Genomic DNA, 14,005 nt, shown 5'->3' on the forward strand with positions numbered 1-14,005 from the left:
CATTTACAAAAATATGAAAAATATATGGATCAACGAAGCCTCTTTCAAAAAAGAGGTTAAAAGACTATTGCTTCTTATGAAAATCACACTAATCATCTTATTTATATGCATTTTTCAATTGCAGGCTGTGACCTCTTACAGTCAGACTACTACTCTTTCTATTGAAACAGAGGAAACTGCGCTGATGGATATTTTTAGCGAAATAGAAAGCCGGAGTGAGTTTCTGTTCAACTACCGGGATAGTGATGTCAGCCATATTAAAGCAAAAGTGAACATAAAAAATGGAGATATAAAGGAGGTTCTCACACAAGTGTTGAGTAATACGGATCTGTCCTTTTCCATCAATGACCGGCATATTACTATATTTAAAGCACCCAGAGTAGAAAAAGAAGATAAGAAAATAATTACCGGGAATGTAAAAGACAATTATGGGGAATTTCTGTTAGGAGTATCTATTGTTCTTAAAGGTACATCTACAGGAACAGTTACGGATATAGATGGTAATTATTCGATAGAAGTACCGAACGAGCATGCCATATTGGTTTTTACTTATCTGGGTTATAAGACCAGGGAATTATCCGTTCAGGGCAAAACAAAGCTCGATATTGTTATGGAAGAAGATACACAGAACCTTGAGGAAGTAGTTGTTGTTGGTTATGGTACGCAGAGGAAAGTTAATTTAACAGGTGCTGTTGCCCAAATAAAAGGGGAAGTTCTGGAAAATCGTCCTGTAACAAATATAACTCAAGCCCTGCAAGGATCTGTTGCTAACCTGAATATATCGTCTACATCGGGAGGTGCACCGGGAGCAAATCAAACGATCAACATTCGTGGTTATACCGGCTTCGGTTTGGATGCCGATGGAAAGATGGAGTCGAAATCACAATCTCCGTTGATTGTTATTGATGGAGTACAGGGAGGGGATATCAACTCTATCAATATGCAGGATGTTGAAAGTATCTCTGTACTAAAGGATGCAGCTTCCACAGCTATCTATGGTTCGAGCGCTCCATACGGCGTGATCATTATTAATACCAAAAAAGGGAAGAAAGGTTCTAAAGCTCAGATTACTTACAACAATAATTTCGGTTTTGCGCAGCCTATCAATTTACCTAAGATGATGAATTCCCTGGATTTTGCAAATATCTATAATGAAGCAGCCAGGAACGGTAATATTGCTCCTGTTTTTTCAGATGAAAATATACAGCGAATAAAGGATTATCAATCCGGAATTATGAAAGATGAAACAATACCGGATCCGACGCCGGGCATTGATGAATGGCAGACATGGACCGGTAATGGGAACAATGATTGGTTTGATATTTATTTTAAGAATCTCTCTTTTAGCCAACAGCATAATGTCGGTGTATCAGGAGGTACGGATAAGACTAATTATTATGTAGGGCTTGGTTATAACCAGAAGGATGGTATGTATAATTATGGCGATGATTCCTATAAACGTTATAATGTCCGTACAAACTTATCCGTCGATCTGGTAAAATGGCTTAGTTTTAATATGAGATCGTCTTATGCCAGATGGACGACTGATTCTCCCAATACATATAACGGTTCAAAAGATTATATGCATCAAATTGCAAGAAAATGGCCGACAGCTCCGTTAATGAATCCCGATGGTGCCTATTCTTATCCCAGCGAGATTCCTTTACATTTGGATGGTGGTCGTGATAAATCTACATCGGACCAGGCTGTATTGACCGGTGAATTTGTCATAACTCCATTGACAGGATGGAATATAACTGCAAATTATACATTTGATGGATTGTTTGTGGAAGAAACGGAGCATGTTAAAACATTATATGTAACAAATCCGAGTGGCGCATCTGCTATTTATTCAGGAACGACTCCTAATTCTTTTAAACGAATAAATAGTAAGAACCAGCATCATATAATCAATCTGTTCTCTTCTTATGAAAAACAGTTAGGCGATCATTATTTTAAAGCAATGGTCGGTTATACACAGGAGTTGTATGATGATTTGAAAACCTCGGCAAAGAATACAGATTTGTATTCAGACAATCTACCTTCTTTATCATTGACTTATGGTAAATCGCCTTTTATTGAAGACAAAGCAAATCAATTGGCTGTCCGGGGTGGTTTTGGGCGGATCAATTATAATTATAAGGAAAAATATTTATTTGAATTGAATGGCAGATATGATGGTACATCCCGTTTCCTTAGTGATGTCAGATATAAATTCTATCCCGGTGCTTCTGTGGCATGGGTGATATCAAAAGAGAATTTCTGGAAGCCGGTAGAAGATTATGTAAATACATTCAAATTCAGAGCTTCTTATGGTTCGTTGGGTGATCAGGGATTTATTGATAGTTATTACCCGTTCTATCCGTCGATGTCAACCTCTTCTCCAAGTGATAGTAAATGGATTTTTGCAGATGGGCGGCAAGCTTACGTAAGTTATCCCGGTTTGGTTAATCCTAATTTGACTTGGGTAACAACTTCCACTATTGATTTTGGTGTCGATATGACATTCCTGAACAATCGTCTGAATGCTACCTTCGACTGGTATAAGCGTTCTTCTAAAGATTTTGTAGGGCCAGCGGAAGTATTGCCGTCTATTATCGGAATTGACTCTCCGCAAATGAATAATTCTTCTATGGATACGAAAGGTTTTGATTTGTCTGTTTCATGGCGAGACCGTATAGGGGAGGTTAATTATGGGGTGAACTTTGTATTAAGTGACTATATGAGTGAAATTACCTCATATCCTAATCCTACCGGTTTAAATACAACCTGGTACAAGGGACGTAAGGTCGGTGACATCTGGGGATATGAAACATACGGTGTTTTTGCTTCTGAAGATGAAATAGCGTCAGCTCCTTCCCAGGAAAAGATTTATGCGCAATGGACCCCTGGAGATATTCGCTATGTGGATCAGAATGGTGATAAAAAGATAGATTGGGGAGATAATACATTGGATAATCCCGGAGATAAGAAAGTAATAGGAAATACTACCCCTCGTTTTTCTTATGGTGTGAATCTGAGTGCGGACTATAAGGGATTTGATTTCTCTCTTTTTCTACAGGGGGTAGCGAAACGTGATGCCTGGGTCGATTCAAATTATTTCTGGGGTATTGTCGGCGATCAATGGCAAAGTTCTGTATTTACTGTTCATTCCGATCGTTGGACAAAGGATAATCCTAACGGATATTTTCCTAAGTTTTACCTGACTTCGCAGAATAATAAGAATACGCAGACACAAACACGTTATTTACAAAACGCAGCGTATATGCGTATTAAAAATATGCAGATAGGATATTCATTCCCTAAATCTTTGATAAATAAGATCAATTTTGAAAGACTGAGGATTTATGTAAGTGGAGATAATTTGGCGACATTCTCCAGCATGTTCAATACCATTGATCCGGAGTTCTCGGCTTCAAACGGTAAACTATATCCATTACAAAGAACTTGGTCTGTAGGTTTAAATGTTACTTTCTAATTGTATAACCTTTTGAATATAAAAACAATGAGAAGATATAAATTCAGCTTATATATAATCGTTTTGATTGGATTGTTGTGTTCATGTAACGATGATTTTCTGGAACGAACTCCTATTGTCAACATGAGTGATGCCAGTTATTGGAAAACATCCAATGATTTGAAATTGTATGTGAATAATTTCTACAGCCGGAAAGATTTGTTAAAGCCTTATACTGATTGGGGGACAATCGGTCCGTATGGAGATGATGCTGATAGCGGAAGTGATACGCAAATCAAATATAACTATCATACAGGTATGAATGGTGAAAATACGCTGCCGGCTTCAGGTGGAGGCTGGAGTGTATCTGATTGGTCCGCTTTACGGGACATTAATTATTTTATGAGTAATTACGAGAAAGTGAATGAGCCTTGGGATCAGGTAAAAGAATACGTCGGAGAAACTCTATTTTTCAGATCTATATTCTATTTTGGGAAATTACGTAGTTTTGGTGACCTTCCTTGGATAAGCGGGACGCTGGATAATACATCGAGTGTTTTGTATGGTTCCCGGATGCCTAGAAATCAAGTGGTAGACTCTATTATGGTTGATTTGGATAGAGCGATAGAATATTTACCGGAACGAGGCAGTTATACTGGGCGGATTACGAAGGAAGTAGCCATGTTATTACAGGCCAGAATAGCCTTGTATGAAGGAACCTGGGAGAAATATCATGCAATAAAAAATACTCCATTCAGAGTAGATGGAGCCGACGGACAAAAGTTCATTAAAAAAGCAGCTGATGTATCGGATGCATTAATGGCTTTAGCTGCAACTAATGGGAAAACTGCTTTACTGGACGGTACAAATTATGGATATACTAATTTATTCAATCAAAGAGACTATAGTTCTAATGCTGAGATTATGTTATGGCGTAAATTCTCGAAAGAGGATAATTTATATACTCATTGGGCTGGATATAATGGTGGTGGCCGTGGCTTGACCAAGAGTATGATAGATTCTTATCTGTGCCTTGACGGAAAGCCGATTACTTTATCAGATCAATATAAGGGAGATGCTACATTAAAAGAGGTTGTAGCCAACAGGGATCCCCGTCTTAATCAGACTATCATTGTGGATGACGAGGCTCATATTCAGTATGTCGAAAATAATAGTTTTTTCAAAACTCCAGTTTTTGAAGGAGCGGCAGAAAATACTTGTCCGACTGGCTATCAACTGTATAAAGGGTTTAATACCAGCTACGAAGAGTATAATACTGGAATGGCTACCATTGCGGTTATTTATTTTCGATATGCAGAGGCATTATTGATCAATGCGGAAGCAAAAGCCGAATTGGGAGTGATCAACCAGTTGGATATAGATAAAACAATCAATGCTTTGAGGCGAAGAGTCGGTATGAATGACGGTTTGTTGGATATGAATAATATACCGGTCGATCCTAACTGGCAATTTAAAAATATTAGTCCGTTATTGAATGAGATTCGTCGTGAACGTAAAGTAGAATTGGCATGCGAAGGTTTCAGAGTAGACGATATTTTCAGATGGGCCGCAGCAGACGAAGTTATTGTCGGCTACAGACCTAAAGGTGCTGTGAAAGAACAATGGAACAATTATCCTGGAGTTTCTCCTGCTTTTATCGCTGCATGGGAGAATTTGTCAGTGGATGAGAATGGATATATCGATCCGTATAAGAACTATGCGACGATGGATAATGGCTTCCGGTTTAAACTGGATAGAGATTATTTGTCTCCGATACCAACCGTAGAATTGACTTTAAATCCGTCACTGAAGCAGAATCCTGGTTGGTAGGTATGAAAATACTTCAAAGTAAATAAATTTTAAACAGTAAAGGGAGACTTTGTTCTCCCTTTGCCATAAAAATATAAAATGATGAAAAAAACAATATTGGGAGTGTTGGTGACACTGACTATATTTTTCGCTTGTGTTCCTCAGTCCCGGCAATCAAAATCGGCAAAAGAGTTAAAAGTCTTATCATGGAATGTCTGGCATGGCGGACATTCGGAAGCTTATCCCGGTAAGAGTTGTGAAGGGACTATGGGGATATTGAAAAAGAGTGATGCGGATGTTATTTTGATGATTGAAACCTATGGTTGTTCTGATCAAGTGGCTGATCATTTGGGTTATTATCATCGTTTGCTATCGAATAATCTTTCTATTTACAGTCGTTATCCGATTCTGAAAACATATACTTTCCCTGACTCAATCGCAACGTTTAATTTCGGTGGAGTAGAGTTGGATATAAATGGTAAACGGATACGTGTGTTCAACACCTGGCTGCATTATCTTCCTGATATGAGGTTGGTTCCGACTGAAAAGACAGAAGCTGAAATACTGGCTTGGGATGATGAAGGAACACGGGATGAAGAGATTTTGAGGATTCTGTCGGTCCTACAACCGGTAATGGCAGAGGCAGACAGTGTACCTATTATTATGGGGGGCGATTTTAATGATCACTCTCATTTAGATTGGACTGAAGCTACTAAAAATATGTATAATCATGGTGGGGCTGTTGTAAACTGGACCGTATCGAGAATTATGGAAGAGAATAGCTTTAAGGATAGCTTTCGTGAACTGCACCCTGACCCTGTCAAGGAGCTTGGACCTACCTGGTATTGGACAGGAGATGAAAAAAATCGTCAAGACCGTATTGATTTTATTTATTATAAAGGTAATAAGCTGAAAGCTGTCAAATCTGAATCATATAATACAGATTTGCCAGGTTATCTTGATTTTTATGGCGAGAAGTTTTTCTATGCCTCCGATCATGGTTTTGTGATGACTACATTCTCACTCGATTAGAATATCAACAATAAATATAGTATGAAACGTCGTAATTTTCTTGAATGCTGCATGCTTTCCTTGGTAGCGGCAGCAGCAAAAGCCAAAGGTGTCAGCCTTGAGATGGAAACATCAAGATCCAGCCGACTGAAGTTTGGTATTATCTCGGATATCCATCCGGATATAGTCCACGATGGAAAACATCGGTTACAGGTCTTCCTGGAGGCTGCAGCTAAAAATAAAGTTGATTTTATTATTGAGTTGGGTGATTTCTGTTTTGCCAAAGAGGCGAATATCCCTTTCCTGAATTTATGGGATAAGTTCCCTGGTGATAAGTATCATGTTTTAGGTAATCATGATATGGATATCTGCACCAAGGAAGAATATATGAAATTTGTCGGAATGAAGAGCCGTTACTATTCTTTCGATAAAGGTGATTTTCATTTTATCGTGCTTGATCCGAATAACTTATTTGTTGATGGGGAATATATTCCTTATAAAAACGGGAATTTCTATGTAGATATGTCCCAACGCGAACATCTAGATCCGGAACAGATTGAATGGCTGAAAAAGGATCTGGCTGCTACTAATAAACGTTGTATTCTTTTCTCGCATGAATGCTTTGAAAATACGGTTCAGAACAGGGAATTGGTACGCAGTATCCTGGAGGCAGAAAACAAGCGGTGTGGCTTTAAGAAGGTAATTGTCGCTTTCAGCGGGCACGATCATACAAATTATACAAAAGAGATCAACGGCATCACTTATATTCAGATCAACAGTGCCTCCAACCAATGGGTCGGTGAGGAATATGCCTGTCCGGAACGCTTCAGTGAGGAGATAAACAAACAGCATCCTTCTTTAAAGTATACTGTTCCTTATACCGATTCTCTTTTTGCGATTGTAACGTTAACTCCGAACTGCTTGAAGATGAAAGGGCGCGAGAGCACATTCATTGCGCCTACCCCCATGGATATGGGAATACCGGATGCTCTGTATTCTTTTCCGTTAGTTCCCTGGATCAAAGATTTTTCTTTACATATTAAATAACTAAATATCAATAAATCAACATGAAACACATTTTGTACATCTGCCTTTCGGCAGTCTTGTTTGTTTTAAGTGCATGCGGAGGGAACGTTCAGGTAGAGGCCCAAAAATCAAATCAATTGGCTAATGCTCCTAAACATGTAATTGTAGTCGGTTTCGACGGTTTTAGCGCATCTAGTATTAATGATGGTAAAACTTTGCCGGATATGAAGCATATGCCAACTTTGAGAAGCTTGATGGAGAAAGGTTCTTATACGCTGAAGAACCGCTCAGTCCTCCCTTCTTCCAGTGCAGTAAACTGGGCCTCTATGTGGATGGGAGCAGGTCCTGAACTTCATGGCTATACCACATGGGGAAGCCAGACACCCGATCTTCCTTCAAGAGAATTGACTGAAAACGGAATCTTCCCGGATATATTTGCTATGGTTCGTAAAACTCAGCCGACTGCCGAGATCGGATATGTTTATGAATGGGGCGGCATGCGTTATTTGGCAGATACGCTTTCTATCAACTATGTGCAACCGGCTCCGTTGTCAGGAGAGAATGTAGAAGAATCTACCGCCTTGGCTGTAAACTATATTAAAGAAAAGAAGCCGAATCTGTGTGCTGTTATTTTTGCTGAACCCGATGGGACTGGACATGGCATCGGTTGGGATACTCCTGAATACATCAAGATGCTTACTCATTTGGACAAAGGACTGGATGCAATTGTTAAAGCTGTGGAAGATGCCGGGATAATGGATGAAACAATAATTATGGTAACAGCCGATCATGGGGGTATTGACACTGGTCACGGAGGTATTACTATGAATGAAATGCAGACTCCGATTGTATTTTATGGAAAAGGTATTAAGAAAGGTTTTGTGATTCCTGAAAGTACGATGGTATTCGACATTGCCGGAACCATCGGATATATGTTTAATATCGAACAGCCTCAGGTATGGATTGCTCGTCCAATTACGTCTGTTTTCGAGAAATAAATAAAAAGAAAAAGGTGTGTCAGAGCGAACTTAGTCAGCCATGACATACCTTCTTCCTTCTTTTGTGTTTTGAAAACTTGACTTTTACCTTCCCAGCTCCTTATTATAAACAGCCTCGTCATTGATGATGCGGAGAGCTTCCTTGAAACTGGGATTATCGTCGTTGATGATCTGGAAATATTCGGCCATATCGTACAGGTCGCGGGCGATCAGAGCCTTTATCTGAAGAGTGATAAGTGGCTTGGAACGATTGTATTGTTCTTCGTTGAACTCGATCTTCTCACCTTTGCCCAGTTCGATCAATTCCTGTAATGTCTCTTCAGGAACAACGAAATCTTTCTTGTACTGGCTGAACTTCGGATAATTCTTGGTCATCGCGGCACGGTTGCGGTCCAGATAACTCATGGAAACACGGTTCACCAGTCCGCTGGCTACCAAATTACGGTGGTAATCGGTATAGCGGGTTGTGTCTACAGGGATAAATACGTCGGGCATGATACCGCCGCCGCCGTAAACGATACGTTTAGTCTCCAGTGTATTATATTTCATTGAATCAGGGAAATGGATGCTGTCGGCACTCATCAGTTCGCCACGATTATAGCGGTCGATCAGGTCGTGCTGGTAGTCCTCCAGTTTACCGTTCTCATAATGTTTTTGGATACTTCGTCCGGTAGGTGTGTAATAACGGGCTACTGTCAGACGGATCATTGAACCATCCGGCATAGGGATCGGTTTCTGAACCAGTCCTTTACCGAATGTGCGGCGACCGACAACTACACCACGGTCCCAGTCTTGTACGGCACCGGACAGGATCTCGCTGGCAGAAGCCGACGATTCGTCTACCATAATGACCAGGCGGCCTTCTTCAAAGTTTCCTTTTACCGTTGACTTTGCTTCATCGCGCGGCTGTTTGTTTCCTTCCGTATAAACGATCAGTTTGTCTTTATCCAGAAATTCATCCGCCAGTTCGATAGCTATATTGAGATAGCCTCCGCCATTTCCTTGCAGGTCGAGGATCAGGTTCTTCATTCCCTGTTTCTTCAGCTTGGCAAGAGCGTCACGGAACTCGTCTGCTGAGGAGGCGGCAAAACGGTTCAGCTTGATATAGCCGGTCTGCTTGTCTGCCATATAGGCGGCATCCAGGCTGGTTACAGGTATCTTACCACGGATAATCTTAAACTCGATCAGCTCCGGGTTCTTATTACGCAACACCTTTATGCTGACCTCGGTCCCTTTCGGTCCGCGCAGGCGTTTCATGATGTCAGTCGTTTTCATTTTAACACCGGCGATCAATGTATCGTCGACCATGATGATACGGTCGCCGGCTACCAGACCAACCTTTTCGGAAGGACCGCCGGGGATTACCTGGATAACATATAATGTATCTGTCAGCATATTGAACTGGATACCGATACCGTCAAAGTTGCCTTGCAACGGTTCAGTCATCTCTTTTGTCTCTTCCGGATCCATATAGTTGGAATGCGGGTCCAGTTTTTCCAGCATGCCGATGATCGCATCTTCCACCAGCTTGGAATCATCCACCGGATCTACATAGAGATTCGAGATGGCATATAACGCCATGGATAATTTACGGGCATCGGGATTCGGTTTCTGGGCCACTGCCGTCGTGATGGCGACCATCAGGACAAGCAGGGATACTACGATTCGTTTCATTTTAATTTTTGTTTCGTAAATAGTCAATATAAGTTGGTTCCCTTCGGAACGAACAGTGAAATATCTTTGCCATACCGCAACAGTTCGCGTACAATGCTGGAACTGATGTGCGTATGTTCAGGCTCTGTAAAGAGAATGAACGTTTCGATGCCGCTCAGTTTACGGTTGACATCGGCGATGCTCTTCTCGTATTCGAAATCGTTGACGGTACGGATGCCGCGCATGATAAAACCGGCACCGACTTCTTTGGCAAAATCGACGGTCAACGAATCGTACGACATTACTTTTACCCGCGGTTCGTCTTTATAGAGACTGCGGATGGCTTCGACCCGTTTTTCGAGTGAGAAGTATGTCTGTTTCTTGTCGTTGATACCGATAGAAATAATGATCTCGTCGACCAGTGCCAGCCCGCGGCTTACCAGTGACTGATGTCCGATCGTAAAAGGATCAAATGTTCCGGGGAACAAGGCGATACGCTTATTTAATTGACAATTGACAATTGACAATTGACAATTATCGGGAGAGGTATCCATATTCTTGTCTGTTATATTCTTTTCCATTATTTATATTTCATTGTCAATTGTCAATTAACAACGTCTTCTTCTACAACCAGGTTATCGATGATAAAGTTCTGTCTTTCCATGGTGTTCTTACCCATATAAAATTCAAGCATATCTTTCACCAGGTCTTCTTTTTTCATTGTTACTGGGTCGAGACGCATGTCTTTGCCGATAAAGTTGCGGAACTCGTCCGGTGAGATTTCTCCCAAACCTTTGAATCGGGTAATCTCCGGATTCTTTCCGACAGCCTGGATGGCTGCCAGCCGTTCTTCTTCCGAATAGCAATAATACGTCTTTTGCTTGTTACGTACACGGAAAAGCGGAGTTTGCAGGATATAGACATGATTCCGTTTGATCAGGTCGGGGAAGAACTGCAAAAAGAAAGTGATCAGCAACAGGCGGATGTGCATACCGTCGACATCGGCATCGGTAGCAATAATGACTTTGTTATATCTCAGACCTTCCAGGCCGTCTTCAATATTCAGAGCGGCTTGCAGCAGGTTGAACTCTTCATTTTCGTAAACGATCTTTTTAGTCAGGCCGAAACTGTTCAGTGGCTTACCGCGCAAACTGAAAACAGCCTGCAGGTTCGGATCGCGGCTCTTCGTGATGGATCCGCTCGCCGAGTCACCCTCGGTGATGAAGATGCAACTTTCTTCCGTACGGTCGCCTTTGGCATCATTCAGGTGGATACGGCAGTCACGCAGTTTCTTATTATGCAGGTTCGCCTTTTTGGCTCTTTCGCGTGCCAGTTTGGTTACGCCGGCAATGGCCTTGCGTTCTTTTTCCGACTCCAGTATCTTACGCAGCAACGCTTCTGAAGTATCGGTGTTCTTATGGAGATAGTTATCCAGCTCTTTCTTGATAAAGTCGCCGACAAATTTAGCCACAGTCGGACCTTCGGGACCTATATCTTTGGAACCCAGCTTGGTTTTTGTCTGGCTCTCGAACACCGGCTCTTCTACCTTGATGCTGATGGCGGCAACGATACCCGCACGGATATCCGAATATTCGAAGTTCTTGTTGTAATACTCTTTAATGACACGTCCCAGCGTTTCACGGAAAGCGGAAAGATGCGTTCCTCCCTGTGTCGTGTACTGACCGTTCACGAAAGAGTAATATTCTTCGCCGTATTGGTTGCTATGGGTGATAACCACCTCGATGTCTTCTCCGTTCAGGTGGATGATCGGATAGAGAGGTTCGGTGGTCATATTTTCATTCAGCAGGTCGACCAGTCCGTTACGTGAGTGGAACTTTTTCCCGTTGTACATAATGGTCAGACCCGAGTTCAGAAAGACATAATTCTTCAGAAGGCTCTCGATGAACTCATCCTTATACTGGTATTCCTTGAAAATCTCTTTGTCGGGAATGAAATAGGTTAGCGTCCCGTTTGCTTCGGTAGTCGGCTGGATACCGGATTCTTCGGTGATGATTGCCTTGTTGTATTCGACCCGCTTGCATTCTCCGTCACGGAAACTGGTGATCAGGAAATAACTGCTTAGGGCGTTCACGGCTTTGATACCGACACCGTTCAGTCCGACAGACTTTTTAAAAGCCTTACTGTCGTACTTGGCACCTGTATTCATCTTGCTGGAAACGTCGACTACCTTTCCCAGAGGAACACCGCGGCCGTAGTCTCTGACAGAAACCGTACCTTCTTCTACGGTGACTTCTATGGTTTTACCATACCCCATCATATATTCGTCGATGGAGTTGTCGAGTACTTCTTTCAGCAATACATAGATTCCATCGTCCGCATAACTACCATCTCCCAGTTTACCGATATACATACCAGGACGTCGGCGGATATGTTCCATCCAGTCCAGCGTCTTGATATCGTCGTCATTATACGCTGTCGGTTGTTGCATTGTTGAATTCAGTTCTTCCATGTCTGATTAATTGAAAATTGATAATTGAAAATTGAAAATTATTTGAGAGTGAAATTAGTGAATTTTCAACTTTCAATTCTCAACTTTCAATTTTTTAATGAATGCTCTTCTCGTTTTATGATGTTCACGTTTGAAATAATCCCATTGGGCCTGTACGGCATTGTTGCTTGCCAGCTCCGGGTTACTCTCGGCATATTCAACTCCCAAGCCGATATATACAGGGATAAGGTCGTTGAATAATAATGCGTTGACTCCCTTGTTCTGGTACTCCGGCAATACACCTGTCAGATACAGGTCGATCACTTTGGGCTTTGTCTTCAATGCTTTCAGCAGATGTATCCATCCGAAAGGAAACAAATGTCCTTTTGCCTTCTGCATAGCATGCGAGAGACTGGGCAGTGAAATTCCGAAGCCTACTACCGTATCGTCTTCTTCCCTGATAATAAGAGTCACCAGATCCAGACGGATCATCGGGATATACTGCTTCACATAATAATCGATCTGCTTCTGTGTCAGCGGAGCAAAACCGTACAATGGAGCGTAAGCAGCATTCAAAGTTTCGAATATCTTCTGTGCATACGGCCATATCTCCTTTGTGTTTTTGAACTTCATGGTTTTCAAGCCGTATTTCTTTTTAACGATCTCTCCGATACGTTGATGTTTTTCGGGAATACCTTCCGGTATATATATCTTGAACTCGTGCCAGTCCTGATCTTTCTCATATCCGATACGTTCCATATGTTTCGGGTAATAAGGATAATTGTAGATCGCAGCCATCGTCCCGAGTTGGTCGAATCCTTCGATCAGCATCCCTTCATGATCCATATCGGTAAATCCCATCGGTCCGTGTATCTCCTTCATCCCTTGTTCTTTCGCCCATTTTTCAACAGCACCGAACAGGGCATCGACTACCTCGGCATCATCGATGAAATCAAGGAAACCGAAGCGGGCACGTTCCTGGTTCCACACTTCGTTACTGCGACGATTGATCATTCCGGCAATACGGCCGACAATCTTATCATCCTTATAGGCAAGAAAATAGACGGCATCGCAAACTTCGAATGCCGGATTCTTTTTCTTATCCAGTGTAACCATCTCCTCTTCGATCAATCCCGGTATATGATAGGGGTTACCTTTGTATAAATCAATATTGAACTTAACAAATTTCTTCAGTTCCTTTTTGCTGGTAACTTCTTTAATTACTACGCTCATTGGTTCATTTAATTAGAACGGCAAATTTACACAATTAATTTGTTACTTAATAATCCGCTACTTAGTTAATTTGTTAATTAGTCGTTTAGGTCTCGGTGAGACCTGTTTTCCGACTTTTAAATATGCCGGATTTAGCCCTTTACAACAGGGACTTTGTGGAAATGCTTAGTGGGCAGATTCCCAGTTTATTACAGTTTCCTCGTAGTTCCTTGCTTTGGAAACTCCAGTTCCCTGCGCGGGGAACTGTAATTTCCTGCGGAGGGAACTAGAGTTTCCTGCCTGGGAAACCGGAGTTTCCTAAGCAGGAAATTCCAGCAACTCCGGCAGCTACCTCCAACCGGCCCGGTGTCCTGTCCGGATGCGATATGG

Annotated in this window: 9 protein-coding genes; 5 read left to right on the forward strand and 4 right to left on the reverse strand. The window is 41.8% G+C overall.

The genetic code is table 11. The features are described from left to right. Window positions 1–76 precede the first annotated feature (76 nt). The 5 genes from DXD68_RS14200 to DXD68_RS14220 all read left to right on the forward strand — a co-directional run bounded on the left by DXD68_RS14200 (window position 77) and on the right by DXD68_RS14220 (window position 8,301). Window positions 77–3,478, forward strand: coding sequence for a TonB-dependent receptor (locus tag DXD68_RS14200; RefSeq protein ID WP_158585888.1), 3,402 nt, complete (start codon window positions 77–79; stop codon window positions 3,476–3,478). A 27-nt stretch (window positions 3,479–3,505) separates the two neighbouring features. After that, on the forward strand, window positions 3,506–5,287 hold the full coding sequence (locus DXD68_RS14205; protein ID WP_147382997.1) for a RagB/SusD family nutrient uptake outer membrane protein: 1,782 nt from the start codon (window positions 3,506–3,508) through the stop codon (window positions 5,285–5,287). 81 nt (window positions 5,288–5,368) lie between these two features. Continuing rightward, window positions 5,369–6,298 carry an endonuclease/exonuclease/phosphatase family protein gene (locus DXD68_RS14210; RefSeq protein ID WP_410510725.1) on the forward strand — a complete coding sequence of 310 codons (930 nt, stop codon included), beginning with the start codon at window positions 5,369–5,371 and terminating at the stop codon, window positions 6,296–6,298. A gap of 21 nt (window positions 6,299–6,319) precedes the next feature. After that, complete coding sequence (locus tag DXD68_RS14215; protein ID WP_122362222.1) at window positions 6,320–7,324, forward strand: metallophosphoesterase family protein; 1,005 nt, start codon at window positions 6,320–6,322, stop codon at window positions 7,322–7,324. A 20-nt stretch (window positions 7,325–7,344) separates the two neighbouring features. After that, window positions 7,345–8,301, forward strand: a complete 957-nt coding sequence (locus tag DXD68_RS14220) for an alkaline phosphatase (protein WP_122362223.1) — start codon at window positions 7,345–7,347, stop codon at window positions 8,299–8,301. Between the two features lie 84 nt (window positions 8,302–8,385). Here DXD68_RS14220 and DXD68_RS14225 read toward each other — a convergent pair whose 3' ends face one another. From DXD68_RS14225 to DXD68_RS14240, 4 genes are all read right to left on the reverse strand, one after another. Beyond that, entirely contained in the window at window positions 8,386–9,975 is a 1,590-nt protein-coding gene (locus DXD68_RS14225; RefSeq protein WP_122362224.1) for a S41 family peptidase, read from the reverse strand. A gap of 23 nt (window positions 9,976–9,998) precedes the next feature. After that, a complete protein-coding gene (gene coaD, locus DXD68_RS14230) occupies window positions 9,999–10,508 on the reverse strand; it encodes a pantetheine-phosphate adenylyltransferase (protein WP_122362259.1) in 510 nt (169 codons plus the stop codon). A gap of 50 nt (window positions 10,509–10,558) precedes the next feature. Further along, on the reverse strand, window positions 10,559–12,424 hold the full coding sequence (locus DXD68_RS14235; protein WP_122362225.1) for a DNA topoisomerase IV subunit B: 1,866 nt from the start codon (window positions 12,422–12,424) through the stop codon (window positions 10,559–10,561). 72 nt (window positions 12,425–12,496) lie between these two features. Further along, the gene (locus DXD68_RS14240) at window positions 12,497–13,636 is read right to left on the reverse strand and encodes a hypothetical protein (protein WP_122362226.1); all 1,140 of its coding nucleotides are present in this window, start codon (window positions 13,634–13,636) and stop codon (window positions 12,497–12,499) included. Between the last annotated feature and the right edge of the window lie 369 nt (window positions 13,637–14,005).

Source organism: Parabacteroides sp. TM07-1AC (assembly GCF_003480915.1).
Classification (GTDB): Bacteria; Bacteroidota; Bacteroidia; order Bacteroidales; family Tannerellaceae; genus Parabacteroides; species Parabacteroides chongii.

Excerpts from the sequence above, each read along its gene's own strand:
- DXD68_RS14200 (WP_158585888.1), top strand. The coding sequence starts at position 77 with ATGAAAATCACACTAATCATCTTATTTATATGCATTTTTCAATTGCAG.
- DXD68_RS14205 (WP_147382997.1), top strand. The coding sequence starts at position 3,506 with ATGAGAAGATATAAATTCAGCTTATATATAATCGTTTTGATTGGATTG.
- DXD68_RS14210 (WP_410510725.1), top strand. The coding sequence starts at position 5,369 with ATGAAAAAAACAATATTGGGAGTGTTGGTGACACTGACTATATTTTTC.
- DXD68_RS14215 (WP_122362222.1), top strand. The coding sequence starts at position 6,320 with ATGAAACGTCGTAATTTTCTTGAATGCTGCATGCTTTCCTTGGTAGCG.
- DXD68_RS14220 (WP_122362223.1), top strand. The coding sequence starts at position 7,345 with ATGAAACACATTTTGTACATCTGCCTTTCGGCAGTCTTGTTTGTTTTA.
- DXD68_RS14225 (WP_122362224.1), bottom strand. The coding sequence starts at position 9,975 with ATGAAACGAATCGTAGTATCCCTGCTTGTCCTGATGGTCGCCATCACG.
- coaD (WP_122362259.1), bottom strand. The coding sequence starts at position 10,508 with ATGGATACCTCTCCCGATAATTGTCAATTGTCAATTGTCAATTGTCAA.
- DXD68_RS14235 (WP_122362225.1), bottom strand. The coding sequence starts at position 12,424 with ATGGAAGAACTGAATTCAACAATGCAACAACCGACAGCGTATAATGAC.
- DXD68_RS14240 (WP_122362226.1), bottom strand. The coding sequence starts at position 13,636 with ATGAGCGTAGTAATTAAAGAAGTTACCAGCAAAAAGGAACTGAAGAAA.